The following is a 24892-nucleotide window of genomic DNA, read 5'->3' as shown; positions in this document are numbered from 1 at the left end:
AGAGAGTGCATGACGCCTTCGCTACAGGCGGCAGCCCAAGCCTATTGCCCCTTCGGGGGAGTAAACCGTCACTGCGCCTCGGGTTGCGCCTTCTTCATATTTCTGGAGTACCCGGTTAACACGGGGCTGCTCGCGGCGCGTCCCGGCGGTCGGAGCTGGACGTCCGCCGGGACGCGGGCGGCGCTCAGGCCACGGGCCGCCGCCAGTCCAGGCGCTCCGGGGGCGGGCCGACGTGGGCCTCCGTCGTCTCCTCGGGCGGCGCGGCCCCGCCCTCCGCGGCCGGGACGGCGGCCTCCTCCACGGTCTTCAGGGTCGCGGTGGGCAGGGCGAGGATGCCGGGGTTGGCGTCGGCGACCACCGGATCGTCCCCCGAGCCGGGGACGATCACGGCGGTGTGCGGGAGCCGTTGCAGGCCGTAGACGTCGAACCGCTGCGTGGTGAGCGGGTCGACGCCGTTCTCGGCCGACAGCGTGTCCTGTTCGGACGCCTGGCTGGTGGCCTTGCCCCACGCGGTGGCGGCGCGGATGTGCCGGACCAGGGTGAGCGGCGCGATCGACTTGGCGGCGTAGCGGACCGGGGAGGCCGCGGTGACCTGTTCGGAGGTGTCGGTGGCGTAGCCGTCGGGGGTGGTGCCGTGCAGCGCGGCGCCCATGATCTCGGTGAGCCGGTGCATCCGCCCCCGCTTCCCCGTTCCGAGCAGTCCGGCGACGGCGGCGGCCGACTCGGCGTCGGGCTGGCGCATGACCACGGGAAAGCTGCCCTCGGCGCGCAACTGGGCCAGGGCGTTCTCCCCCGCCCGCCGGTACAGCAGCACCACCCCGGTGGCCAGGCGCTCGGCGGACTCGGTCAGGCGGCGCACCGCCCACTCCGGCAGCGCGTCGGCGCCGCAGAGCACGATCATGCGCCCCCACGGCCGTCCCGGCCCCCTCCGGGCCGCCCGCAGGTCCAGCAGTGTGCTGAGCGCCTCGACGGTGTAGGTGCCGTAGGCCCGTTCGGCGAACTCCCCGGCGGTGCGGTCGGTGGCGATGATCTTCACCTGGGCGTAGGGCTCCTGCTCGGCCCGGCTGCCCAGCCCTTCGAAGGGCAGCAGGGCGCGGCGCAGCGCGGAGGCCCGCGCCGCGATCTCGGGGTCGGCGGCGAACGCCTCGCGCAACTGCTCGCGCTCGCTGCGGGTCAGCAGGACCAGCGCCGGGTCGTCCCGGGCGTCGTCCTCGCCCGGCAGCCCGATCAGTCCGAGCGCGGCGACGACCCGGACGATCTCGACGTCGCCGCCCAGCACCGCGAAGACCCGTTCCAGGATGCTCCGGTCGGTGGCGGCGTCGCCGGGCTCGACCGCCTGGGCGGTGGCGGCGAGGATCGCGGCGCGGCGGCGGGAGTTGAGGGTGGCGCCGATCTTCATCCGGGGCAGGTCGGCGGGGAGCACCCACACCCGGGGGATGAGGCCGCAGCGCTGGGTGAGCGAGACGAACTGCCCGGCGACCGCGCGCCCGGACAGGTCGACGACGGTGAGGTCGCCGCCGTCCTTGATCAGCGCGGCTCCCAGGGTGGTGAGCAGCGCCGACCAGCCCGCCTCGGTGCCGCCCACGACGGCGATCCGGCGGGCCTCCTCGGGGATCTCCACGGCGTGCCAGCAGGGCTGGGACTCGTAGACGCGCTTGCGGTGCTGCCACTCGGAGTACCGGGCGGCGTGCTCCTCCTGCCGCTTGCGCAGCTCCTGCTCCCGCTTCTCCTGCTCCGTGCGGCGCCTGGTGCGCTCGCGGGCCAGCAGCGCGCCCATGTCGCTGCGGCTCTGCGCGAGGACGAGCAGCACCGGGAACGCCACGACCAGGCAGGCGGCGCAGCCGAGCACGGCGAGCAGCAGCGGCATCGCCCCGACCATGGTCAGCAGGAGCAGGACCGTGCTGATGAGGACGAGCAGGCACAGCCCGACGAACAGGGGGCGGTTGGTCTCCGCTTCCGAGCGGCGCTTGTTCCTCTCCCACTCGGCGTCGACGTCGGCGCGTTCGGCGGGGGTGGGGCGGCGCGGCGGCGGTCCCGGAGGAGGCACGAGGGTCTCGTAACGCCAACCGAGAAAGGGCCTGCCCGGCCGTCTGCGCTCCGATCGTTCGTCGGGCACCGCTCACAACCTCCCACCCGGCCACGAGGGGACAGACCGGCGAATCCTCAGGCGATAGACACGATTGTGGCCAATCTGTCGCCATCGTGTCACGAGTTTTGGGAAACCGGGGCACCGGATCGGCCCTGTGCGGCCCCGTATCCCGGGGCCTGGGGTTCCCGGCTCGGGCCGCGGGACGCCGCTCCCCGGCCGCCCGGTGGGAGGAGTCGGCGTCCGCTCCCGGTCAGCCCGGCGTGGGGGTGCACCCCGCCCGGTACGCCTTGCCGCTGCTGGTCGCGGTGGAGCCGTCGGCGGCGCCGGCCGTGACCCTCCAGGTGACCGGGGAGTCCAGGGGCAGCCCGCCGACGCTGGCCTGCCAGTCCCCCGGAGCGCCGCCGGGGGCCATGGCGGTCTGCTGGGTGCCGGACGGGCTGGTGACGGTCAGGGTGACCGAGGTGGCCTCCCCCTGGGTCCGGGCCGAGACCGCCAGGGTCCAGGTCTGGGGGCACTCCTCCGCGGTGGCGTCCTGCGCCCCCGCGGTGAGGGTCAGCGGGCCTTCGGGGGAGGTGCCCGGGTCGGCACCGGGCTGGGCGAGGTCCGGGGTGTCCAGGTCCGGGGTGCCGGGGTCGGGGTCGTCGGAGGGTGGGGACGTCTCGGGGTCCCCGTCGCGGACCGGGGCCGGGGAGTCCTCGCTCCTGGCGGCCTCACCGGCCGAGGGCTCCGGGAGGCGGTGGGCGGTGGGGGGTTCGACGGGTTGCAGGGAGACCACGGGCACCGCCTCGACCCCGTTGCCGCCCGCCGCGACCTCCGACAGCAGCGGCAGCCCGACCCACCCGGCCAGGGCCACGAGCAGCAGCGAGGCGGCCAGGCTCAGCGCGGTGGACAGTCGGCGGGAGCTGTCGGCGAGGGCCTCGGGATCGCTCCCATGGTCCTGTTCCGGGAAGCCGTCGGCACGGTAGGGGCCGGCCTGGGCGGCGAACTCCGCGTGGTGGGCGACGAGCTCCGGATCGAAGGCGTTGGTCAGCAACTGGTCGTGCAGGAAGGCGGGGGCCGCGGCGATGGGCAGCGCGCTCAGCAGCGACGCGGGGGCCACCAGGGCGGCGCGCTCGCGTTCGCAGTTCTCGCAGGTGGACAGGTGGCGGTTGATGCGCTTGCGCCACAGCGGACTGAACTGGCTGTCCCACCCCCGCAGCAGGGTGCGCAGCACCGGGCAGTCGCGCCCCCGGGTGCGGGCCACCAGCAGGGCGCCGATGGAGCGTTCGAGCTGGGCGCGCGCGGTGGAGGCCACCGCGTTGGCCTGCTTGACGCCCACGCCGAGGACGGCGGCCAGTCCGGGGCCGTCGAGCTGGTGGCGCAGGGTCAGGTGGATGACCTCGTGCTCACGCGGGTTGAGGCCCTTCATCGCCTCGTGGACGAGGTCGCGTGCCTCCTCCCGGCGGATGCCGGTCTCGGGAGGGGAGAGGGTCTCGTCGCTCATGTCCGTCGCCTCGTCGAGGGGGGCGTACCGGTGGCGACCGCGCAGGATCCGGTGACACTGGGAGCGCGCGATCGCGTACAGCCACGGGCGCAGGGCGTCGGGATCGCGCAGTTGGGAGATCCGCTCGCGTGCGATGAGGAAGACGTCGTGCACCGTGTCGGCTGCCGCCTCGGCGTCGTCGAGCATCCTCAGGCTGTAGTCGTAGAGGCGATCGGCGTAGGCCCGGTACGCCGCACTCAGCCCGTCCCGCTCGCCTTTCGCGATCGCGTGCACGATGTCTGCGTCACGCATGGCCAAAAGCCTAGCCTCGCCGCCGTTTCCGGCATAGTCCCGTGAACCGTGACAGCGGGGGGCGCGGTGGCGGTCCTGCCGGCCGCGCCCCGCCGCGGTCTCCGTCCGGTCGTCCGGCCGCCGACTACTCGGCGCTCCCGGTGTCGTCGTCGGGGGTGCGGCGCCGGTACAGCAGCAGACCGCCCGCGCCGACCGCGGTGAGCAGTACTCCCGTGCCCGCGACGAGGGCCAGGCCGGGGCCGGTCAGCGGCAGTCCGCCCGCCGGTCGCGGCTTGTCGGCGGGCTCGTCTGCGGGCGTGTCGCCGGGTTCGTCGTCCGGCCGGTCACCGGGCTCGTCGTCCGGGGTGGGGCGCAGGCAGTCCTCGGAGACGTGGGTGACGGGGCAGTCGGGGACGTCGGTGACCGGGCAGGGGTCGCCCTCCTCCGTGACGCACGGCTCGGGGTGGCCGCCCGGGGGCTCGTCCAGGCAGTAGACGTGGTCGTCGTGGAAGTAGCAGCCGTCCTCGTCGAGCGGCACGGGGTGCTCCTCGCCCGGGCAGTACACGTAGCCGGGGTTGCCGCTGTAGGAGAAGCATCCGCTGTCGAGCTCGGTCCACTCGCCGTCCCCCTCGTCGGGGCTGCACGCGTCGCCGATGCAGCCGTCGATCGGCAGCTCCTCCTCGGCGGGCAGGACCGGCTCCGCCTCGGGCAGGACCGGCTCCGCGGGGGAGGGCTCCCCCGTGCCGGGGGCGGAGGGCGGGGCCTCCAGCAGCGGGCCGCCGGTGGTGAGGCCGACCTCGGAGTCGGCCAGCGCGGCGGGGGCCTGGGCCAGGGAGGCGGCGCCCAGGCCCAGGGCGAGGACGGCGGCGGCGAGCAGCCGCCGGGCGAGAGGCGTGGTCGTCATCGTGGACTCCTCGGTGTGCGTCGTGCGCGTTCACCGGTAAGAGCCGCCGACCGCGGCGGGGACAACGATTTTTCGGCGACCGGTCCAGAAATTTCTTCCGCGGTCCGCAGGACACGAAAGTCCACCGGCGGCGACGGGGTGGTCCCCGTCGCCGCCGGTGGACTTGTGCGCTGTGGCGGACGGCTGCGGACTAGGCCTGCACCTGCAAGTCGATGACCTTGCCGACCTCGGCGTTCACCGCGTACTCGGCGGTGAAGCCCTTGGAGGCCAGGACCCTGACCTTCCACTGGCCGTCGGCGGCGAAGAAGCGGAAGGTGCCCTCCTCACCGGTCACGACCTCGCCGACGAAGTCGTCGGAGGCGCTGAGCAGGCGCACGTAGGCGCTGGCGAGCGGCTGGCCGTCCCGGGTCACCGTGCCCTGGATGACCGCCTGGTTTCCGGCGTCGACGCCGGCGAGGGCCACGCCCCCGACCGGGGCAGCGCAGGTGCTCACTTGGCCTCCCCCAGTTCCACCGGGACGCCGACCAGCGAGCCGTACTCGGTCCAGGAGCCGTCGTAGTTCTTCACGTTCGGGACGTCGAGGAGCTCGTGCAGCGCGAACCAGGCGATGGAGGAGCGCTCACCGATCCGGCAGTAGGCGATGATCTCCTTGTTGAGGTCGACGCCGGCCTCCTCGTACAGCTTCCGCAGCTCCTCGTCGGACTTGAAGGTGCCGTCCTCGTTGGCGACCTTGGCCCACGGGATGTTGCGGGCGGTGGGGATGTGGCCGGGGACCTGGGAGACCTCCTGCGGCAGGTGGGCGGGGGCCAGCAGCTTGCCGCTGAACTCGTCGGGCGAGCGGACGTCGACCAGGGCCTTGTTGCCGATCGCGGCGACGACCTCGTCGCGGAAGGCCCGGATGGAGGTGTCCTGCTCCTTGGCGGTGTAGTTGGTGCGCTCGCGCTGCGGGACCTCCGCCACCAGCTCGCGGGAGTCGAGCTCCCACTTCTTGCGGCCGCCGTCGAGCAGGCGCACCTTCTCGTGGCCGTAGAGCTTGAAGTACCAGTAGGCGTAGGCCGCGAACCAGTTGTTGTTGCCGCCGTAGAGGACGACGGTGTGGTCGTTGGAGATGCCGCGCTCGGACAGCAGCGCCTCGAAGCCGGCCTTGTCGACGAAGTCGCGACGGACCGGGTCCTGGAGGTCCTTCTTCCAGTCGATCTTGACCGCGTTGCGGATGTGACCCTTGTCGTAGGCCGAGGTGTCCTCGTCGACCTCGACGATCACGACCTCCGGGTCATCCAGGTGAGCCTCCACCCAGTCGGCGTCCACCAGGACGTCGGAGCGGCTCATGGGGAACCTCCTTGTTGTGTGTTCTCTTCTCTGCTGTTCTGGCTCTGGCACAGCGTGCGAGTCGGCAGGAACGGAAAGTTGTTGCTCGGGGCGCACCCGTGGCTGTGTTCTACGGAGACGGGGTGCGGTGCACGGTGCGGGAGGGAACTCGCCCCGGAGGGGTGCGGGAGTTCCGTTCGTATGGCGCGTGAGGAGGGTTGCGGCGCAGAAACAGCCGCACTTCCGTGAGCGGGATCGCTCTAACGGGCAGCGTGACAGAGCGCCGTGGCGACACGGCAGAAGTCGACGGCGCGTCGCTTCGTCAAAAGCGCGTCTGTCAGGAGAGTCACGGAGAAGATGTTACGTGCTCATTCTTCGGATGTCACGGGTGGCTTGGTTCACAGCATGAAAAAAGCCGCCCCGCCGGTCCGGCGGGGCGGCCTGCGGGGGCCTACTTGTCGGCGGAGCCGACGATCTGCACGTTGCTGCCGACCGCGGTCGCCTGGATGCCGTTGGGCAGCAGCTCGACGTCGGTCACCTCGAGGTCGAAGGGGAGGCGGGGCAGCTTCATGGTGAGCGTGAGCATGCTCTCCACCACGCTCGTCGGCACCAGGTCCTCGCCCAGCTCGATGTCCTGGGGGGTGACGGTGAGCTCGTCGCCGTCCACCTCGATCGTGAAGCCGCTGGAGAGGGAGGCGCTGAAGCCCTGGTAGGCGAGGTCGCCGGACATGCGGGGCGCACCGTTCGCGGCTTCGATGACCACGCCCTCGGGCAGCCGCTTCTGCAATTCGCTGTAGGGCAGCAGCACCGTGCCCTCGACCCCTCCGGCCACCACGTTGGGCTCCGTCAGCAGGTCGGAGAAGGGCGCGCGGACGTCGGTCAGCGTCACGTCGACCCGGTCGACCTGCACCTCCTCGACGGTCATGGCACCGGTGACCACGTGGATCTCCTGGTACTCGCCGCCGATGGCCTGGTGGAGGAAGGGGAAGCCACCGATGGTGACCTCCGGTTCGGAGGCCATGTCGTACTGCTGGGAGATCCGCTTGGCGATCTCGCTCTCCGCCGCGTAGTGCGCTCCCCTGTCGGCGGCCACCAGCAGAACCAGGAGGAAAATCAGGAGGACGAGGACTTTTCTCATCGGGCTTCCAGCACACTCCGTAGGTCGGCGAGCCGCGCCGCGCTTGAGACGCACCGAACGCGGGTATCGCTAGGAGATTACTGCAATCGTCCGATTGATCCGGGTGTGCGGTGCGGTATCCCAGTGAACTCTGAGGAACTTTCCACCGCGGGCTCGTGGGCGGGCCGGCGTCACCTCGGCATCAGCATGTCGGGCAGGGCGTCGGCCGCGGCCGCTCCGGCCAGGGAGAGCTCGATGACGTTGGTGGCCACGACGTGCCGGACGGAGCGCCGCATGAAGTCGATCATGTGCGGCTGCTGCTCGTGCTCCTCGTAGGCCAGCCGGTCGCGGTAGATCGCGTAGACGATGCGCTGCTGCGGGGAGCTGGGCACGGTGTGGCAGGCGTACAGGAGGGTGTCGGGCTCCCGGCGGGAGACCTCGTCGACCACCTCCTCCACGCACTCGTCGAAGAGGTCCTCGTGCCCCTCCTTGAGCGTGTAGATGGTGATGATGCCCTGCACCCGGGAGGGCCTGCGCGCCGGAGGCTCCGGCTCCTCGTCGTAGTCGTCGCGGCTGCCCCTGCGCCGCCGACGCCGTACCGGTTCCTCGTCGAAGTCGTCGTGGTCGCCCCTGCGCCGTCTGCGCCGCACCGGCTCCTCCTCGTCTTCGTCCTCGTCGAGATCGTCGTCGAAGAAGTCGTCCTCGTCGTCGCGGCCCCTCCCCCGGCGCCGCCCGCCGCGGCGCGGGGGCGCGCTCGCCCTGACCACTGCGACCCACAGCGAGGCCACCGCCCCGAGCATCATGAACTGGCCGAGGGTGCCCAGGCCGAACCTGCTGACCAGGATCTCCAGCAGGGCCGCGAGCCCCACCAGCCCGAGCACGCCCAGCTCGTGGCGGCTCTGCTCCGGTCTCCGGGACATGCGCAGCCCGGCTGCGGCCGCCCCCCAGACCACTGCCACCAGGACGAACACGTGCACGAGGGCCAGGACGGCCATCGGGATGACGTCGTAGTGCTCGGAGGCGGCCGGGTAGTCGGTGTCGTAGCGCCCGCGCAGCCGGTCCATGGTGAGGATCACCAGGGGGACGATGGTCAGCGTGGTGACCACCAGGCGGGTGCCAAAGCGCCCCCGCGGGGACTCCACCGCGTACTCGACGGCGCCCCAGCCCAGCAGCAGCGGCCCCAGCAGGCCGACACCGATCTGGAAGAGCCGGAACGTGGTTTCGGAGAAGTCCAGGAGCGACGCCGGGAAAGCCGCGCTGAGCGCGATCACGGCGGCCGCCGCGGACCCCACCCAGACGATGACGGCGAAGCCCGGGTAGCGGTACGCACGCGCGCCGAGCGCCGCGGCGGCGCTCCAGGCCACCAGGGCGCAGACGACTGCAAGTCCTACTTCGACCATCTCGACAATGATGCTGCACTTTCCGGACGGAACGCGCCTTCGGGCATGAAGCCGATCCCCCAACAGGGTGATCATTGCGACATAAGGACCACATTCGACAGGTATATGTGACTTACCTCACTCACCTCGGCTTCGGGTTCCTCAGAGGGGACCCCCGTGCCGTCACGGGCCGTAGGCTCGTTCCCATGTGGAGCCGTCTCCAAGACCGTGACCACGGCCGCACCGCGCTCACCGGAGCGGCCTCCGTCACGGCAGCCGCCAACGCCCCCTCCCACCCGGCGGACGCGCACGCCCCCCAACAGCGCTCCGGCGATCCCAGCCGCAGCGCCGCCTTCTTCGACGTCGACAACACGCTCATGCGCGGTGCCTCCATCTACCACTTCGCGCGCGGGCTGGCCGCGCGCAACCTGTTCACCACCCGTGACCTCATCCGCTTCGGCTGGGGGCAGATCCTCTTCCGGATCAGCGGGCTGGAGCGGCACCACCACATCAACGCCGCGCGCGAGGCCGCCCTGGCGTTCGTGGCCGGGCACAAGGTCTCCGACCTCGTCGCGCTGTGCGAGGAGATCTACGACGAGACCATGGCCGACCGCATCTGGGAGGGCGCCCGGCGGCTGGTCCGGCGCCACCTCGACGCCGGGCAGCGGGTCTGGCTGGTCACCGCGACCCCGGTGGAGCTCGCCGACATCATCAAGCGCCGCCTGGGCCTCACCGGCGCGCTGGGCACGGTCGCCGAGTCGGTGGACGGGGTGTACACGGGACGCCTGGTGGGCGATCTGCTGCACGGTCCGGCCAAGGCCGAGGCGGTCCGCGTGCTCGCGGAGGAGGAGGGGCTCGACCTCTCCCGGTGCACCGCCTACAGCGACTCCTACAACGACCTGCCGCTGCTGTCCCTGGTGGGCAACCCCAACGCGGTCAACCCCGACGACGAACTACAGCGGCACGCGCACGCGCACGGCTGGCCGGTGCACGACTTCCGCAAGCACCGCACCGCGCTGACCGTGGGGCTGCCCTCCGCCGTGGCCGGTGCGGTGGCCGGCGGGGTCCTGGTGGGGGTGCTGCGGCGCCGTAGGCGCCTGTGAAGCGGGGCGCGGGCACGCCGCCCGCGCAGGGCCGGTTGCGCGGCTCAGGCGCTGCGCTGCGGACGGCGGCGCCGCCGCGGCGACGACACGGCGCACCCGGCCACGTAGCTGTCGAACGCCTCCTGGGAGGTGTAGGTCGGCGACCAGCCGAGCGCCCGCTGCACCTCGGCGCAGTCCAGGGGGCGGGGAGTCCCCCACTGCCGCAGCCGCTCCGGGGAGTAGTCGAGCTTCCTGCGGCCTGCCAGGCTGCCGAGCACGCGCAGCCCCGACTCGGGCATCGGCAGCGCCACGGAGCGGCCGGTCCGGCGCAGGCACTGCGACAGCGGGATCGCCCCGGGGGCGGCCACGTCGAAGACCCCCGCGCGGTCGACGAGCGCCATGCGGCGGATGACCTCGACGCCGTCGTCCTCGTGGAGGAACTGTAGCCGCGGGTCGTGGCCGCGCAGCACCGGCACCAGACGCCGCTCCAGGTACTGGGTGAAGGGGGACTCCACCGACGGCCCCATCAGGTCGGTCAAGCGCAGCACCGCGATGGACAGGTCGGGGCGGCGGCGGGCGAGGCCGCGCACGTAGCGCTCGGCCTTGGCGGCCTCGGTGACCTCTCTCAGCCGGGCCCGCGCCGCCCTGCGGCTGCGGGCCGGGACCGCTCCCGCCGGAGGGTCCTCGGGCACGCAACTGTGGACCGCGGCGGTGGAGCGCACGACCAGCCGCCGCACGGTGCTGGACCGCTGGCAGGCCGCCAGCACCTGCATGGTGCCCAGGACGCCGTTCTCCGCCTCCCGGCCCCGGCCGTCCGCCACGGCCAGCCGGAGGTGCAGGACGGTGTCGGCCCCCGAGTCCCGTACCGCCGCGGCGACGCTGCCGTCGCGCAGGTCGGTCCGGACGAACTCGGCCCGCCCCAGTGAGTGCTCGGGGGCCGTCGAGTCGACGCCGATGACCCGTTCGACCTCGGGATGGTCCTGCAGGGCGGCGGCGACTCTGGCTCCCAGGTAGTCGGAGACCCCGGTGACGAGCACGACGCGGGCCATGTCGACACTCCTTCGACGGGCGGAAGCTGCGGGAGAGAGGTCCTTGTCCGCGTCGCCCGCAGCCGCCGCACCTGCGCTTGGGGGGCTGGGTCTCGCGGAACGTCCGCGGAGAGGCAAGCCTACTTCTTGTTGCGGCGCGCGATGCGGGTCTTCTTCAGCAGCTTGCGGTGCTTCTTCTTGGCCATGCGCTTGCGGCGCTTCTTGATCACCGAACCCATAGGATCACCTCGGTTGCACAGATGTGTCAGTGGAGAAAAACACGACGACGCGACACTGGACAGGGGACCGGCCCGCCGTCTGGGCAGGTGGGGCGACACATGGCGTGCGGCCCGGCACCCGGGCGAGCCGCCCCGACCGAGGCGGTGCCCAACAAGCTAGGGTACCCTCTCCGGCCGCGGGACGAACGCAGTGGCGGCGCCTGCGGCCCCGCCGCGCCGGGGCTCAGGCTCCCGGCACCGGGGAGCTTCCGGGGTACAGGGAGGCCGCGGGTTCGGCGTAGGAGATCTCGACCAACTGCTCGTCCCTGAAGATCAGCGAGGTGACGCTGGCCAGGTTGCACTGGCGCCGGTCCGGCCGGTGCCACAGGCGCTGCCGTTCGGCGGCGCGTCTGATGATCCAGATCGGAAGCTGGTGGCTGACGCACACCGCCTCCCGCCCCCACGCCACCTTGCGCACGTGGCGGATCACCTCGCTCATGCGCCGCACGATCGCGCGGTAGGGCTCGCCCCAGGAGGGCTGGAACGGGTTGTACAGCCTGCTCCAGGTGCGCGGGTCGGCGATCGAACGGGAGGTGAAGGGCCTGCCCTGGAAGTGGTTGGCCGCCTCCACCAGCCGCTCGTCCAGTTGGATCTGGAGGCCGAACTCGGCGGCGACCGGCTCGGCGGTCTCCTGGGCCCGCTCCAGCGGGGAGGAGTACAGCGCCGCGACGTCACGTCCGGAGAACCACTCCGCCGCGAGCTCGGCCATCTTGCGCCCCCGCTCGCTGAGGTGGAAGTCGGGCAGCCGCCCGTAGAGGATCCCTTCGGGGTTGTGCACCTCGCCGTGGCGCAGCAGGTGGATGACGGTGGTCGTGGACATGACGGCGGGACCGCTTTCCTTCGGGGTTCGTGCCTGGCCCGGTTCACACCGTGACAGAACCGGGGCGGAGGTGGACCTTCCGCGTATCCCCCACCGTATCGACCGCCTCTTGCAGCGCCCGCACCACGGCCTGCACAGCCGGGCGGTGGCGCGACTCGCAGCGCCACACCAGGTAGAGGTGGCGCTCCAGGCGGGGCCGGACCGGGACCGCCGCCACTCCCGGGGGAAGGGGCCCCCTGCCGAGCCGCGGCAGCACCGCGATGCCGTGGCCCTCGGCGACCAGGGCCAGTTGGGTGGAGTACTCCTGGGAGAAGTGCACGATGCAGGGCTCCATCCCGTGGGACCGCAGCGTGTGGCAGAGCCAGGCGTGGCAGATGTCGGTCGGCGGGGCGCCCACCCACTCCTCGTCGGCCAGTTCGGTGAGGGACAGCGCCTCGCGGCCCGCCAGCGGGTGCGTGCTCGGCAGCGCGATCTCCGCCGGGTCGTCCATGAGGTGGAGCTTCTCCAGCCCGGCGGGGAAGGACAGCGGCGACCCCCGCCAGTCGTGCACGACGGCGAGGTCGAACTCTCCGCGCAGGACCTGCGGCAGTGCGGCCTTGGGGTCGCGTTCGTGCAGTTCCACGGTGAGCTGGGAGTGCTCCTGGGCGACCCGGCGCAGCATCTGCGGCATGAGCCCGCGCGAGGCGGTGGCGAAGGAGGCGATCTTGAGCTTGCCCACGACGCTGCCGCGCTTGGCCTCCAGGTCGGCCTCGGCCTCGGCGACCAGGCTGAGGATGCGCTCGGCGTGCCCGGCCAGCAGCAGCGCCACGTCGGTGAGCCGGACCCCGCGCCCGCTGCGCTCCAGAAGCCGGCAGGAGGTCTCCCGTTCCAGCTTGGCGATCTGCTGGGAGACCGCGGAGGTGGTGATGCCCAGTACCTCGGCCGCCGCACTCACCGAGCCGTACTCGGCGATCGCGTGCAGCGCTCTTAATCGGTCGAGATCAAGCACTATCCCATCGTAAAGATCTCTTTAACGATGGGCCAGCGAAATCCGTAGCCCGGCTGCGTGTGCGCGGGGGCGGCCCCGGGCCGGAGCCCGGAGCCGCCCCGGCTAGGCCGCCTGGGCCGCGGCCTTGGCCGCGGCGGGCAGGGCGGAGACGATCCGGTCCAGGGCGGCGTCGTCGTGCGCGGCCGAGAAGAACCACGCCTCGAACGCCGCGGGCGGCAGGTAGACGCCCTGCTCCAGCATCGCGGTGAAGAACGCCGCGTACCGGGCGGTGTTCTGGGCGCGGGCGCCGTCGAAGTCGACGACCTCCTCGTCGGTGAAGAACACCGTGAACAGGTTGCCGCCGTGCTGGATGCGGTGCGGCACGCCCTCGGCGGACAGCGCCTCGCCCACGGCCGCGGAGACCCGCGCGGCGGCGGCGTCGATGTGCGCGTAGACCTCGGGCGTGGCGTTGCGCAGCGTGGCCAGTCCGGCGGCGGTGGCCAGCGGGTTGCCCGACAGCGTGCCCGCCTGGTAGACGGGGCCGCTCGGGCTGAGCTGGTCCATGAGGTCGGCCCGGCCGCCGAACGCGGCCGCGGGCAGCCCGCCGCCCATGACCTTGCCGAAGGTCATCAGGTCGGGGGTGACGCCCTCCAGCCCGAACCAGCCCGACGGGCTCACCCGGAAGCCGGTGAGGACCTCGTCCAGGATGAGCAGCGCGCCGTGCCGGGCGGTGATCTCCCGCAGCTTGGCGTTGAAGCCGTCGCGCGGGGGCACCACGCCCATGTTGGCGGGGCACGCCTCGGCGATGACGCAGGCGATGTCGTCCCCGGACTCGGCGAAGGCCGCCTCGACGGCGGCCACGTCGTTGTAGGGCAGCACGATGGTGTCGGCCGCGCTGGCCCCGGTGACCCCGGGCGAGTCGGGCAGGGCGAAGGTGGCCACCCCCGACCCGGCGGCGGCCAGCAGCGCGTCCACGTGGCCGTGGTAGTTCCCGGCGAACTTGACCACCTTGCTGCGGCCGGTGGCGCCGCGGGCCAGCCGGATCGCGGACATGGTGGCCTCGGTGCCGGAGTTGACCAGCCGCACCTTCTCCACCGGGGTGCGCGCCGCGATCTCCTCCGCCAGCTCCACCTCGGCGGCGGTGGGCGCGCCGTAGGAGGTGCCCCGGGACGCCGCCTGGGCCAGCGCCTCCACGACGGCCGGGTGGGCGTGGCCCAGGATCAGCGGCCCCCACGAGCAGATGAGGTCGACATAGGTGTTCCCGTCGACGTCGGTGAGGTAGGCGCCCCTGCCCGACGCCATGAACGGGGGCGTGCCCCCGACCGCCTTGAAGGCCCGGACCGGGGAGTTCACCCCGCCGGGGATCACGGCCCGGGCGCGTTCGAACAGCTCACGTGATGTCTGTTGAGTAGCCACACGCCCAGTCTGTCAGCCGTCGGCACCGCCCCGGTTCCGGGACGCGGTTCGCGCCCCCTGGTCGCGGACCGTGGCGGACCGGTCGGTAACTTGGGGCGCGTCCGCGCTCCCGGGGCGCCCCCGCACGGGCCCCGGTTCCCGCCACCGACACCCACGGAGCGACCGATGCCCACGGACTTCACCACCGCCGACCTGATCGACGCCCACGGTGACGAACTCGCCAGTTGTGAGACCCAGTTCCGCCAGTTCGGCGGCGTCCGGGCGTTCTTCGGCCCGATCCGGACCGTCAAGTGCCACGAGGACAACGCCCTGGTCAAGGAGGTCCTCAACCAGCCCGGCGAGGGCCGGGTCCTGGTGGTGGACGGCGGCGGCTCGCTGCGGTCGGCGCTGATGGGCGACATGATCGCCAGGGCCGCCGAGCGCAACGGCTGGGCGGGCGTGGTGATCAACGGCGCGGTGCGCGACGTCGCCGAGCTGGCCACGCTGTCGCTGGGGATCAAGGCGCTGGGGTCTAACCCCCGCAAGTCCGCCAAGGCGGGCGCGGGCGTGGTCGACGGCCCGGTCGCCTTCGGCCAGGTGGTGTTCACGCCGGGGGCGTGGCTGTACAGCGACGAGGACGGGATCGTGGTGAGCGACCGGGAACTGGCGCTGGGCTGAGCGCCGCCACCGGGGCGCGGCCGGGCCCCGCTGCCTGCGGAGCGGCGTCCACCGCTCCGCAGGCAGGAGCCTCGACCCCGTCGGCGGGCGCCGACGGTACCGGTGGAGGCCGCGTCCCGACGTGCCCCCCTTTTTCCATCTCCCCCTGGTACGCCGGAACGCGGCCCGTCTGCAACGGGTGGGCGGACATGTCGGGATGCCCGCCCACCCGAGTCCGGACGCACTCCTACGGCCGCCGCAGCCGCAGGGGACGGCCGCGTCACCGCCCGAACGTCCTGCGGTACCGCGAGGCCCGCAAACACCACAGTCAACGCTCGGTGAGTGCTCTGCTTCAGAATGTTACCCCCCTGACGCAGAAGCGTGGGTCGATTCGCGATTTTCCCCGTTCCGGCTGCCTCCGGCCGCGCTCCCCGCGGTCGCGCGTCTTCCGGCCTCCCGGCCCGCCCGTCTCGACCGACTCCGGTACCACCTGGACGGATCTCCCGTTCCGGCCCTGTCTGCGGGATGCCGCCTGGCAGGATGAGAGGCGCGTGTGCCCCGGAGAGCCGGATCGGATGAGGGAGGCGCGGTGGCCGGTTGCAAGGACCGAGGTGACCTGCTGGCGGAGCTGGGCCGACAGGCCGTGCTGCTGGAGGAGGACCTCCGCGCCCGCAGTGCGGAGGAGGAGTTCGCCGCCGTCCTGGAGGCGGAGTACCGCGCGGCTCGCGAGGCGCGGCGCACCGGCGCCTCCTACCCGGCCTGGCGGGACGAGCGGGTCGCCCAGGCGGCCGCCGCCTGGGTGCTGGGCACGCTGTTCGTCCGGTTCTGCGAGGACAACGGACTGGTCGAGCAGCCCTGGATCACCGGTCCCGGCGACCGGGCGGAGGCCGCCGAGGCGCGTCAGCAGGCGTTCTTCGCCACCACCCCCAACCTGAACGACCGCGACTGGCTGGTCTCCGCCTTCGTCCACCTCGCCAAGTGCCACCGCACCACCGAGGGGCTGTTCAACCGCTCCTACAACCCGCTGTGGCAGCTCACCCCCAGCGCCGAGGCCGCCGGCGCGCTGCTGGAATTCTGGCGCCGCCGCGGCCCCGACGGCGCCCCGGTGCACGACTTCACCGACCCCGACCTGGACACCGGCTTCCTCGCCGACCTGTACCAGGGGCTGCACGAGTCCGCGCGCACGGCCCACGCCCCGCTGCACACGCCCGCCTTCGTCGTGGACTTCCTGCTCGACCTCACCCTGGAGCCGGCGATCGAGGAGTTCGGGCTGGAGCCCGAACTGGAGGTGCGCAGCGGCTCGGGCGGCGCCGTCTGGCAGCACAGGGGACTGCGGGCCATCGACCCCGCCTGCGGCAGCGGCGAGTTCCTGCTCGGGATGTTCACCCGCCTCCTCGCCCGGCACCGCGCGGCGGCGGGGGCGCAGGCCGACCTCTGGGAACTGGTCCGCAAGGCCCTGAACTCGGTCCACGGCTGCGACCGGGACCCGCTCGCGGTGAGCATCGCCCGGTTCCGCCTGCTCGTCTGCGTGCTGCGCGAGACCGGCGCGCGCCGCCTGGACCAGGCGCCGGACTTCCCCCTCCACATCGCGGTGGGGGACGCACTGCTGCACGGCCGGGACGCGTGGAGCTCCGCCGACGGCCCGCCCACCGCCGACCGGCAGGTGTTCACCTACGCCACCGAGGACGTGGCGGACCACGTCCGGCGGGTGGACCTGCTGGGCCGCGAGAGCTACCACGCGGTGGTGACCGAGCCGCCCCACGCGGTGGTGCGGGACCGCCAGGAGAACGCCAACTACCGCTCCGTCTACGACGTCTGCTCGGGCGCCTACCCGCTGTCCGTGCCGTTCACCCAGCGGCTCTTCCGGCTGGCCACCCGCGAGCACGCGGGCTTCGCCGGGCAGATCACCGCCAACGCGTTCCTGAAGCGCGAGTTCGGCCGCAAGCTCGTCGAGGACTTCCTGGGCCGGAAGGTGAAGCTCACCCACATCGTCGACACCTCCGGCGCGTTCCTGCCCGGGCGCAGCGCCCCGACCGTCGTCCTCGTCGGCCGCAACACCGTCCAGGGCTGGGCCGACCCGATCCGCGAGGTCCTCGGCACGCGCGCCGAGCCCGCCCCGCCCGCGGACCCGGCCCGGGGCGCGGTGTGGCGCTCCATCGTGGAGAACGTCGGCCGCCCCGGCATCGAGACCGCCTGGGTGAGCGTCCGCAACGGCGACCGCGACCTGCGCGCCTGCCATCCCTGGTCGCTCAGCGGGGGCGGCGGGGAGGAGCTGCGGCGGCACCTGGAGGGCGCCCCGCAGCGCCTCGGCGACCGCGTCGCCGAGGTCGGCTGCGACACGCTGCTGCGCGAGGACGGCGTCCACGCGGTGGGCGAGGGCGTCCTGGTGCGCGCCCGGGTCGGCGCGCCGCACCGGCGGCCGGTGGCCGCGGGCGGCGCCGTCCGGGACTTCCGGGTCGCCGCTCCGGTCGTCTCGCTGTGGCCGTACTCCGGTGAGCCGCCCGCCCCGGACCTCCCGCCGGAGGCGGAGCGCCTCCTGTGGGCCTACCGGACCCTCCTGCGCGGTCGGGCCGCCCCCGGCCAGCCCTGGTACGGCTACCCGGCGTTCCAGGCCGACCGGCGCCGCGGCCCGCTCGCCATCGCCTACGCGGAGACGGCCACGCACACCCACTTCGCGCTGGACCGGGACGGGACGGTGTTCGGGCAGGGCTCCCCGGCGCTGCGCCTCCCCGAGGGGGCCACCGAGGAGGACCACCTGCGGCTGCTGGGGGTGCTGAACTCCGCCGCGGCGTGCTTCTGGCTCAAGCAGGTCAACCCGTCCAGGGCCGGAAGACCGGGCCGCAGCGGGGAGGAGGCGTGGCAGGAGCGCCACCAGTTCGCGCCGGCGCGGCTGTCCGGCCTGCCGCTGCCCGCCCGGCTGCCGCTCGAACCCGCCCGCACCCTGGACTCCCTGGCCCGGCAGGTCGCCGACCACGAACCCGCCGCCGTCGTGGCCCGGGGCGTGCCCTCCCGGCAGCGCCTGGCCGAGGCGCGGGAGGCCGCCGAGGCGCTGCGCCGCCGGATGGTCGCGCTCCAGGAAGAGCTGGACTGGCAGGTGTACGGCCTCTACGGGCTGCTCTCCGACTCCGAGGCCGCCGCGGTGCTCTCCCCCGACCCCGTCGAGGTGCCCGGGATCGCCCCGGGCGAGCGCGCCTTCGAGATCGTCCTGGCCCGTCAGATCGCGGTCGGCGACTCCATGACCGCCTGGTTCGCCCGGCACGGCACGACCCCCGTCACCGAGCTGCCCCGGCACTGGCCCGAGGAGTACCGCAGGGTCGTGCAGGCCCGGATCGACCTGCTGGAGAAGCGCAGCGACCTGGCCCTGGTGGAGCGCCCCGAGTGCAAGCGGCGCTGGTGGTGCGAGCCGTGGGAGGAGCGCCAGGCCGCCGCGCTGCGGTCCTGGCTGCTGGACCGGTGCGAACGGCGCGACCTGTGGTTCGCGGACCGCGACGGCACGGCCGTGCCCCGCACGCTGACCCTCGCCGAACTGGCCGACGCCCTGACCCGCGCGCCGGACGGGGAGGACGTGGTCGCGGTGGCCGGGTGGTACGCCGCCGAGCACCTGGGGCGTCCCGGCGCCGGTCTGGTCGAGGTGCTCGAACAGGTCGTCGCCGACCAGCACGTCCCCTTCCTGGCCGCCTACCGGTACCGGCCGTCGGGGCTGCGCAAGTACGCGCGCTGGGAGGAGGTGTGGCAGTTGCAGCGGGAGGAGGACCGCACCGGGCGCGTCCTGGACGTCCCCGTGCCGCCCCGCTACGCCTCCGCGGACTTCCGCAGGCCTTCGTACTGGGCCAACCGCGGTCGGCTCGACCTGCCGGGCGAGCGGTTCGTGTCCTATCCGCGGACGGAGCCGCCGCACGACGGCGCGGTCGTGCTGGGCTGGGCCGGGTGGGACCACCTGCAGCGGGCCGAGGCCCTCGTGGGGCTCGTCGAGGCCCGTCCCGCCGAGGCGTGGAGCCGGGAGGAGGTCGCCCCCTTGCTCGCCGGGGTGCGCGAGCTCCTGCCGTGGCTGCGCCAGTGGTACGACGGGGCCGACGCGGCGCGGATCGCCGACTGGCTCGCCGCGCAGCAGGAGCGCCACGACCTCACCGACGACCACCTCAGCACCTGGCGGCCCGCCTGATCCGGTCCGCTCAGGAGGGGGTCCCGCACACGTCGACCAGGATGCTCAGCATCGCGATCGGGTCGGGCAGGTGGACGGGGCCCTCCGTGCTGAAGGGGGAGCGGATCCACTCGACGGTGCGTCCCGAGGGGAGCAGCGACGGCGGGGCGGGCACGTAGCTGTCGCGGCAGTGCCAGCGCAGGCCCGGGGTGTCCTCGACCGTCTCGGGGAAGCAGTCGAGGCGGCAGGACCACCACTCGTCCTCGTCGATGGGGGAACGGGTGGCCACGAAGAACAGGTAGCGCTGGGCGTCCAGGGCCGCGACCGGCCCCAGGCGCAGGCCCGCCCGGTCCACCTGGGCCATGGCCATCACCCCGGCCTCCGCGGGCACGTCGAAGACGTCGAACACACGCCCGGTGGGCAGGATGATGTTCGCCTCCGGCGCGGCCGACCACCAGCGTCTGATGGTGTCGGGGTCGGTGCTGGCCTCCACCGCCCACGCCGCGCTGACCGGGTGCACCCCCGGGGCCGGACATCCCAACCGGTCGCAGGTACAGGAGCGCGGCCCCTCGCGGTCGGGATGCGCTCCCCTGCACACCGGCCATCCCAGCGCCGCGTACTCCAGCGCGGCGTCCACCGTGGCGGCCGGTTTCTGCCGACGGCGCCGGCGCCTGCCACCCAACACACCGACCATGTGTCCCCCTTGCTCTCGTGCCGGCCTCCGACACCGGGTGCGGTGCCCTGGGGCCGGGCCCGCGGGTGTCGGGGCTGTTTCCTGCTCCCGGCACCCGCCTGGGCTGCCGGGGTGCTGTGTGGTTCCCGGTTACCGAAGCATCCGCGCTGCCTCGGTGGCCCAGTAGGTGAGGATCTGTGCGGCTCCCGCCCGCCGATAACAGGTGAGCGTCTCCAGGATCACCCGCTCCCGCTCCAGCCAGCCGTTCCTGGCCGCCGCCTCGACCATCGCGTACTCGCCGCTGACCTGGTAGGCGGAGACCGGCACGGTGACGGCCTCGGCGACCCTGGCCACGACGTCCAGGTAGGCCAGGCCCGGTTTGACCATGACCATGTCGGCTCCCTCGGCCAGGTCCAGCTCGACCTCGCGCAGCGCCTCCCTGGCGTTGGCGGGGTCCTGCTGGTAGGTGGAGCGGTCACCGAACTGCGGCGCGCACTCGGCGGCGTCGCGGAACGGCCCGTAGAACGCCGAGGCGTACTTGGCCGCGTAGGCGAGGATCGCGACGCCGGTGTGCCCGGCCCCGTCCAGCGCGGCGCGGATCGCCGCCACCTGGCCGTCCATCATGCCGCTGGGGGCGACCACGGCCGCCCCGGCCTCGGCCTGGGCCACCGCGACGGAGGCGTAGCGCTCCAGGGTGGCGTCATTGTCCACGTCGCCGGTGTCGGTGAGCAGCCCGCAGTGGCCGTGCGAGGTGTACTCGTCCAGGCACAGGTCGGTCATCAGCACGGTGGCGTCGCCGAGGTCGGCGGCGAGGTCGCGCAGTGCCGACTGCACGATCCCGTCGGGGTCGTCGGCGGCGGAGCCGCGCTCGTCCTTGGCCGCGGGGACGCCGAACAGCATGATCCCGCCGACGCCCGCCTCGACCGCCTCCTCCGCGCTCTTGCGCAGGCTGTCCCGGGTGTGCTGGTAGACGCCCGGCATGGAGCCGATCTCCTGGGGCTCGTCGATGCCCTCCTTGACGAACATCGGCAGGATGAGGTTCTCCGGCCGGACGCGCGTCTCCGCGACCAGCCGCCGCATCGCGGGGGTGGCGCGCAGCCGCCGCGGCCGGGCCAGCGGGAAACGGGCGGTCATGGGTCCTCCTGGTCTCGCGTCACATCATGCTCTTGCGGCGGCGGCCCCGACGCTTCTGGCTGGGCCGCAGCACCGGCTTGCCCTCCTCGATCGCGGCCTGCCGCTGGGCCGCGCCGAACTCCGCGAGCGCCTCCGCCAACGCCGCCACGGACGCCTTCGGCGCCTGCACGTCGACCCGCAGCCCGAACTCCTCGGCGGTCTTGGCGGTCTCCGGCCCGATCACGGCGATGACCGTGGTGGCGTGCGGCTTGCCCGCGATGCCGACGAGGTTGCGGACCGTGGAGGAGGAGGTGAACAGCACCGCGTCGAACCCGCCGCCCTTGATGGCCTCGCGGATGGGCGCGGGCGGCGGCGCGGCGCGCACGGTGCGGTAGGCCGTGACGTCGTCGACCTCCCAGCCGAGTCTGGTCAGGCCCTCGGAGAGGACCTCGGTGGCGATGTCGGCGCGCGGCAGCAGCACCCGCTCGATCGGGTCGATCTCGGCGTCGTAGGGCGGCCACACCTCGACCAGTCCGGCCCCGGACTGCCGGTCCTCGGGCGGCTGGAGGTCGGGGTGGATGCCGAACGCCCGCAGCGCGGCGGCGGTCTGCTCGCCGACCGCGGCGACCTTCACCCCGGCGAAGGCGCGCGCGTCCAGGCCGTAGTCCTCCAGGCGCTCGCGGATGGCCCGGACCGCGTTGACGGAGGTGAAGGCCACCCACTGGTAGCGGCCGGTGACCAGGCCGCGGACCGCCCGCTCCATCTGCTGCGGGGTGCGCGGGGGCTCCACCGAGATGGTGGGCACCTCCTCGGGCACCGCCCCGTAGCCGCGCAACTGTTCGGAGAGGGCGGCGGCCTGCTCGCGGGTGCGCGGCACCAGGACCCGCCAGCCGAACAGCGGCTTGGTCTCGAACCAGGAGAGCTTCTTCTGGCGGCGCGCCCCCTCGCCGACGACGAGCAGCGACGGCCGCGGGACCGTGTGGCCCTTGGCGTCGGCGGCCTTCAGGTCGGCCGCCAGGCGGGCCAGGGTGGAGGTGACGGTGGTCTGCTGGGTGGTGGTGCCCATGCGGGTGACCGTGACCGGGGTGGTGTCGGGGCGCCCGCCCGCGATGAGGGTCTTGCAGACCCGGTCGAGCCCGGGCCCCCTGGCCTCCGGGTCGTCCTCGGTGGGCGCGTCGGCGGCCAGCACGACCAGCGTGGCGCCGCTCTGCGCGGCGTTGACCCAGTCCACGTCGGTGTTCGAGGCGTCGATCACCCGGATCTCGGCGGTACCCGCGGGCGTCAGCTCGGTTCCCGCGTAGGCGGGGACCGCGGTGATCGCGGAGAGCCCGGGCACGATCTCGAACTCGATGCCCGCGTCGCGGGCGGCCTCGGCGAGGTCGGCGCCCTGGGAGGCCAGCAGCGGGTCCCCGGCGTAGAGCCGGACCACGCGCAGCCCCTGGGCCGCCTTGGCCACCGCGAACGCGTCGGCCTTGTCCCCGTACTCCTCGGGGCCGACGATCTCGGCGTCGGGACGGCAGTGGCGCAGCAGCCCCTCCCGGTGCCGGGCGAGCGGTCCGGTCTCGCCGACCGTGAGGACGACGTCGGCCTGCCCCAGCAGCGCGGCGCCCCGCAGCGTCAGCAGCTCGGCGTCGCCCGGTCCGGCGCCGACCAGCGCGATGTGGCCGACGGCGGGCTTGGCGGCTTCCTCGGCCCGGGGGGCCGGGGTCTCAGTCTGCGGGTTCACTTCGCTCCTCTTCTCACCTGTCCGCGTCCCTGGTCCAGCGTGGGACGCGCTGGTCAGATCTCTCCCCTTCCCACCGCGGCGTCGGCCACGATCCGATCGGCTCCCTGCCGGATCATCTCGCGGGCGAGCTGACGGCCGAGTGCGGCGGCCGCCTGGACCGTGTCGGGGTAGTCGGTGACGGTGACCGTCCGCTCGGCGCGCACGGCCTGGCTTCCGTCGGGGGCGACGACCGCGGCGCGCAGGCGGAGGCGGTCGTCGGCGGTGAACTCTGCGTACGCCCCGACCGGCGCGGCACAGCCGGCCTCCAGTTCGGCCAGGACGACGCGCTCGGCGGTGACCGCGGCCCGGGTGGGTCCGTGGTCGACCGTGCCGAGGTAGCTCAGGGCGCCGGCGGCGTCGGCGGTGCGGCACTCCACGGCGAGCGCGCCCTGTCCGGGGGCGGGGAGGACCTGTTCGACCTCGAACACGTCGGTGACGTCGTCGAGGCGGCCCACCCGGTCCAGTCCGGCGTAGGCGAGGACGACCGCGTCGAGTTCGCCGGAGGCGACCTTGCCCAGGCGGGTCTCGGCGTTGCCGCGGATCGGCACGTAGCGCAGGTCGGGGCGGAGCGCGGCGAGCTGGGCGACCCGGCGCGGCGAGCCGGTGCCGACGGTGGCGCCGGGCGGCAGGTCGGCGAACTTCAGCCCGTCCCGGGCGCACAGGGCGTCGCGGGGGTCGTCGCGCTCGGTGACGGCGGCGAGGGTGAGGCCGTCGGCGGGGGCGGTGGGAAGATCCTTGAGGGAGTGGACGGCGAACTCGACGTCTCCGGCGAGCAGGGCGTCGCGCAGCGCGTTGACGAAGACTCCGGTGCCGCCCAACTGGGTCAGGTGGGCGCGGGTGACGTCGCCGAAGCTGGTGATGAGCACCAGTTCGACCGGCACCCCGGTGCGCGCGGTGATGGTGTCTGCGACCCGTTGGGACTGGCTGGTGGCCATGGTGCTGCGGCGGGTGCCGAGTCTGGCCGCGGTCGTGGTCATCTTCTTCTCTCCTCACCGGACGCGGCGCCGGGTGTGACGACAGCGTCGGGGATCGCGGGGTCGAGGTCGAACAGCTCGCGCAGGGCCTCGGCGTAGGCGGCCCCGCCGGGGCCGGTCGCCAACTGCTTGACCCGCACGGTGGGCTGGTGCAGCAGCTTGTCGACGACCCGGCGCACGGTGCGGGTGATCTCGGCCCGCGTGCGGTCGTCGATGTCGGGCAGCCGGCCGTGCAGACGCTCCAGCTCGCTCTCCATCACCGACCGGGCCTTGCTGCGCAGCGCGACCACGGTCGGTGCGACGCGCTCGGCACTGCGCACCGCCTGGTACTCGGCGACCTCCTCGGCCACGATCTCGCGCACCGCGGTGAGGTCGGCCGCCTGCACGCCCGTGGCGTCCTCTTCGGCCACGGCGGAGCGCAGGTCCTCGATGCCGACAAGGTACACGCCCGGCAGGTCGCGTACGGCCTTGTCGATGTCGTGCGGCAGCGCGAGGTCGAGGAAGACGAGGGGCCGGGAGGTGCGGTCGCCGACGGCGGCGGCCACCTGTTCGGCGGTGAGGACGACGCCCTGCGCCCCGGTGCAGGAGACGACCAGGTCGACCTCGTCGAGGTGGGCGGCGGCCTCCTCGAAGGGCACGGCGCGGCTGTGCACCGAGTCGTAGCCCTCGGCGAGGCACTCGGCGAGCCGTTCGGCGCGCTCGGGGGTGCGGTTGGCGACGAGGACCGTGCTGGCGCCCCGGCGGGCGATGGTGTTGGCGGAGAGGGCGCTCATGGAGCCCGCGCCCAGCACCATGACGCGCAGTCCGGTGAGGGGCTGGGGGTCGGGCAGCGCGGCGCTGACCTCCTCGGCGACGTCGCCGACGGGGCAGGCGGCGGAGGGCGTGGCGGTTGCGGAGGCCGCGGCGGTGGGCAGGTGGCGTCCGGCGACGGACAGCCCGAAGCTGACCATGTCGGCGCCGGCCCGGTCGAGGCGGGTCTCGGTGTGCGCGCGCTTGCCGACGCGCAGGGCGCGCTGGCCGAGGTCGTTGAGGACCCGGCCGAGGGTGCCGACGTACTGGGCGTCCTTGAGGGCGTTGCGGACCTGGCCGAGGATCTGGCCCTCTCCGACGACCATGGAGTCCAGGCCGCAGGTGACGGAGAACAGGTGCTGGACGGCGCGCTCCTCGTAGTGCACGTAGCAGTGCCGGGTGAGTTCGTCCTGGGAGACGCCGGTGTACTGGGAGAGCAGGTCGCAGATGGCGGCCACGGCCGGGTGGAACTGGTCGACGTCGGCGTAGACCTCGGTCCGGTTGCAGGTGGAGACCATCATCACCTCGTTCACGGCGGAGGTGGCGGTCATCTCCGTCATGAGCTTGAGGCGGGTCTCACCGCTCAGCGCCACGCGTTCGAGCAGCGCCACCGGCGCGCTCCGGTGGCTCACTCCCAGGGCGAGGACACTCATCCGCACT

General features: G+C 73.4%; 21 protein-coding genes. 3 read left to right on the top strand and 18 right to left on the bottom strand.

Annotation, left to right across the window (positions count from 1 at the left end; all coding sequences use genetic code 11):
• Nucleotides 1-184: 184 nt before the first annotated feature.
• The 8 genes from AC529_RS11905 to AC529_RS11875 form a co-directional block, all read right to left on the bottom strand.
• Nucleotides 185-2047, bottom strand: coding sequence for a hypothetical protein (locus AC529_RS11905; protein WP_232306710.1), 1863 nt, complete (start codon nt 2045-2047; stop codon nt 185-187).
• A gap of 292 nt (nt 2048-2339) precedes the next feature.
• On the bottom strand, nt 2340-3863 hold the full coding sequence (locus AC529_RS11900) for an RNA polymerase sigma factor (protein ID WP_232306709.1): 1524 nt from the start codon (nt 3861-3863) through the stop codon (nt 2340-2342).
• 124 nt (nt 3864-3987) lie between these two features.
• On the bottom strand, nt 3988-4746 hold the full coding sequence (locus AC529_RS11895; protein ID WP_068756582.1) for a hypothetical protein: 759 nt from the start codon (nt 4744-4746) through the stop codon (nt 3988-3990).
• 190 nt (nt 4747-4936) lie between these two features.
• Nucleotides 4937-5239: a DUF1416 domain-containing protein gene (locus AC529_RS11890; protein ID WP_068756579.1), complete on the bottom strand. Its 303-nt coding sequence runs from the start codon at nt 5237-5239 to the stop codon at nt 4937-4939.
• Nucleotides 5236-6075: a sulfurtransferase gene (locus AC529_RS11885; RefSeq protein ID WP_068756576.1), complete on the bottom strand. Its 840-nt coding sequence runs from the start codon at nt 6073-6075 to the stop codon at nt 5236-5238. Before AC529_RS11885 ends, AC529_RS11890 begins: the two co-directional genes overlap by 4 nt.
• A 239-nt stretch (nt 6076-6314) precedes the next feature.
• Nucleotides 6315-6404, bottom strand: a complete 90-nt coding sequence (locus tag AC529_RS21340; RefSeq protein ID WP_394326442.1) for a putative leader peptide — start codon at nt 6402-6404, stop codon at nt 6315-6317.
• Between the two features lie 101 nt (nt 6405-6505).
• Nucleotides 6506-7192: an LmeA family phospholipid-binding protein gene (locus AC529_RS11880; RefSeq protein WP_068756574.1), complete on the bottom strand. Its 687-nt coding sequence runs from the start codon at nt 7190-7192 to the stop codon at nt 6506-6508.
• Nucleotides 7193-7362: 170 nt separating this feature from the next.
• On the bottom strand, nt 7363-8571 hold the full coding sequence (locus AC529_RS11875) for a putative quinol monooxygenase (protein WP_068756572.1): 1209 nt from the start codon (nt 8569-8571) through the stop codon (nt 7363-7365).
• Nucleotides 8572-8756: 185 nt separating this feature from the next.
• On the opposite strand from AC529_RS11875, the gene AC529_RS11870 reads away from it, so the two are divergent.
• Nucleotides 8757-9653, top strand: a complete 897-nt coding sequence (locus tag AC529_RS11870; RefSeq protein WP_083948156.1) for an HAD family hydrolase — start codon at nt 8757-8759, stop codon at nt 9651-9653.
• 44 nt (nt 9654-9697) lie between these two features.
• On the opposite strand, the gene AC529_RS11865 is transcribed toward AC529_RS11870, so the two are convergent.
• From AC529_RS11865 to hemL, 5 genes are all read right to left on the bottom strand, one after another.
• Nucleotides 9698-10681, bottom strand: a complete 984-nt coding sequence (locus tag AC529_RS11865) for an NAD-dependent epimerase/dehydratase family protein (RefSeq protein ID WP_068756571.1) — start codon at nt 10679-10681, stop codon at nt 9698-9700.
• Nucleotides 10682-10800: 119 nt separating this feature from the next.
• The gene (locus tag AC529_RS19655; RefSeq protein WP_078760640.1) at nt 10801-10899 is read right to left on the bottom strand and encodes a 30S ribosomal protein bS22; all 99 of its coding nucleotides are present in this window, start codon (nt 10897-10899) and stop codon (nt 10801-10803) included.
• 223 nt (nt 10900-11122) lie between these two features.
• Complete coding sequence (locus tag AC529_RS11860; RefSeq protein WP_068756568.1) at nt 11123-11758, bottom strand: histidine phosphatase family protein; 636 nt, start codon at nt 11756-11758, stop codon at nt 11123-11125.
• A gap of 43 nt (nt 11759-11801) precedes the next feature.
• Nucleotides 11802-12746, bottom strand: coding sequence for a LysR family transcriptional regulator (locus tag AC529_RS11855; protein WP_068756566.1), 945 nt, complete (start codon nt 12744-12746; stop codon nt 11802-11804).
• 102 nt (nt 12747-12848) lie between these two features.
• On the bottom strand, nt 12849-14141 hold the full coding sequence (gene hemL / locus AC529_RS11850; RefSeq protein WP_068756564.1) for a glutamate-1-semialdehyde 2,1-aminomutase: 1293 nt from the start codon (nt 14139-14141) through the stop codon (nt 12849-12851).
• Between the two features lie 165 nt (nt 14142-14306).
• Between hemL and rraA the strand changes: the two genes are divergently transcribed.
• Both rraA and pglX read left to right on the top strand, forming a co-directional pair.
• Nucleotides 14307-14798, top strand: coding sequence for a ribonuclease E activity regulator RraA (gene rraA / locus AC529_RS11845; RefSeq protein WP_068756562.1), 492 nt, complete (start codon nt 14307-14309; stop codon nt 14796-14798).
• Nucleotides 14799-15366: 568 nt separating this feature from the next.
• A complete protein-coding gene (gene pglX / locus AC529_RS11840; RefSeq protein ID WP_068756560.1) occupies nt 15367-18939 on the top strand; it encodes a BREX-2 system adenine-specific DNA-methyltransferase PglX in 3573 nt (1190 codons plus the stop codon).
• 10 nt (nt 18940-18949) lie between these two features.
• Here pglX and AC529_RS11835 read toward each other — a convergent pair whose 3' ends face one another.
• The 5 genes from AC529_RS11835 to AC529_RS11815 form a co-directional block, all read right to left on the bottom strand.
• The gene (locus AC529_RS11835) at nt 18950-19612 is read right to left on the bottom strand and encodes a bifunctional DNA primase/polymerase (RefSeq protein ID WP_068756558.1); all 663 of its coding nucleotides are present in this window, start codon (nt 19610-19612) and stop codon (nt 18950-18952) included.
• 129 nt (nt 19613-19741) lie between these two features.
• Nucleotides 19742-20725 (bottom strand): porphobilinogen synthase, encoded by a 984-nt coding sequence (gene hemB / locus AC529_RS11830; RefSeq protein WP_068756556.1) that lies wholly within the window; start codon nt 20723-20725, stop codon nt 19742-19744.
• A 19-nt stretch (nt 20726-20744) separates the two neighbouring features.
• Nucleotides 20745-22430, bottom strand: coding sequence for a bifunctional uroporphyrinogen-III C-methyltransferase/uroporphyrinogen-III synthase (locus AC529_RS11825; RefSeq protein ID WP_068756554.1), 1686 nt, complete (start codon nt 22428-22430; stop codon nt 20745-20747).
• 53 nt (nt 22431-22483) lie between these two features.
• Nucleotides 22484-23446 carry a hydroxymethylbilane synthase gene (gene hemC / locus AC529_RS11820; protein ID WP_068756551.1) on the bottom strand — a complete coding sequence of 321 codons (963 nt, stop codon included), beginning with the start codon at nt 23444-23446 and terminating at the stop codon, nt 22484-22486.
• Complete coding sequence (locus tag AC529_RS11815; RefSeq protein ID WP_068756921.1) at nt 23443-24885, bottom strand: glutamyl-tRNA reductase; 1443 nt, start codon at nt 24883-24885, stop codon at nt 23443-23445. The genes hemC and AC529_RS11815 overlap by 4 nt, the downstream gene beginning before the upstream one ends.
• Nucleotides 24886-24892 lie beyond the last annotated feature (7 nt).

The sequence above is a fragment of the Thermobifida cellulosilytica TB100 genome (assembly GCF_001517975.1).
Classification (GTDB): Bacteria; Actinomycetota; Actinomycetes; order Streptosporangiales; family Streptosporangiaceae; genus Thermobifida; species Thermobifida cellulosilytica.
The sequence above is the reverse complement of the archived record's forward strand: the minus strand, read 5'-3'. Positions and strand labels throughout refer to the sequence as shown.

What these genes read in the sequence shown, in the direction of transcription:
- AC529_RS11900 (WP_232306709.1), bottom strand. Translation starts at nt 3,863, where the DNA reads ATGCGTGACGCAGACATCGTGCACGCGATCGCGAAAGGCGAGCGGGAC.
- AC529_RS11895 (WP_068756582.1), bottom strand. Translation starts at nt 4,746, where the DNA reads ATGACGACCACGCCTCTCGCCCGGCGGCTGCTCGCCGCCGCCGTCCTC.
- AC529_RS11885 (WP_068756576.1), bottom strand. Translation starts at nt 6,075, where the DNA reads ATGAGCCGCTCCGACGTCCTGGTGGACGCCGACTGGGTGGAGGCTCAC.
- AC529_RS11880 (WP_068756574.1), bottom strand. Translation starts at nt 7,192, where the DNA reads ATGAGAAAAGTCCTCGTCCTCCTGATTTTCCTCCTGGTTCTGCTGGTG.
- AC529_RS11875 (WP_068756572.1), bottom strand. Translation starts at nt 8,571, where the DNA reads ATGGTCGAAGTAGGACTTGCAGTCGTCTGCGCCCTGGTGGCCTGGAGC.
- AC529_RS11870 (WP_083948156.1), top strand. Translation starts at nt 8,757, where the DNA reads ATGTGGAGCCGTCTCCAAGACCGTGACCACGGCCGCACCGCGCTCACC.
- AC529_RS11865 (WP_068756571.1), bottom strand. Translation starts at nt 10,681, where the DNA reads ATGGCCCGCGTCGTGCTCGTCACCGGGGTCTCCGACTACCTGGGAGCC.
- AC529_RS19655 (WP_078760640.1), bottom strand. Translation starts at nt 10,899, where the DNA reads ATGGGTTCGGTGATCAAGAAGCGCCGCAAGCGCATGGCCAAGAAGAAG.
- AC529_RS11860 (WP_068756568.1), bottom strand. Translation starts at nt 11,758, where the DNA reads ATGTCCACGACCACCGTCATCCACCTGCTGCGCCACGGCGAGGTGCAC.
- rraA (WP_068756562.1), top strand. Translation starts at nt 14,307, where the DNA reads ATGCCCACGGACTTCACCACCGCCGACCTGATCGACGCCCACGGTGAC.
- AC529_RS11835 (WP_068756558.1), bottom strand. Translation starts at nt 19,612, where the DNA reads ATGGTCGGTGTGTTGGGTGGCAGGCGCCGGCGCCGTCGGCAGAAACCG.
- hemB (WP_068756556.1), bottom strand. Translation starts at nt 20,725, where the DNA reads ATGACCGCCCGTTTCCCGCTGGCCCGGCCGCGGCGGCTGCGCGCCACC.
- hemC (WP_068756551.1), bottom strand. Translation starts at nt 23,446, where the DNA reads ATGACCACGACCGCGGCCAGACTCGGCACCCGCCGCAGCACCATGGCC.
- AC529_RS11815 (WP_068756921.1), bottom strand. Translation starts at nt 24,885, where the DNA reads ATGAGTGTCCTCGCCCTGGGAGTGAGCCACCGGAGCGCGCCGGTGGCG.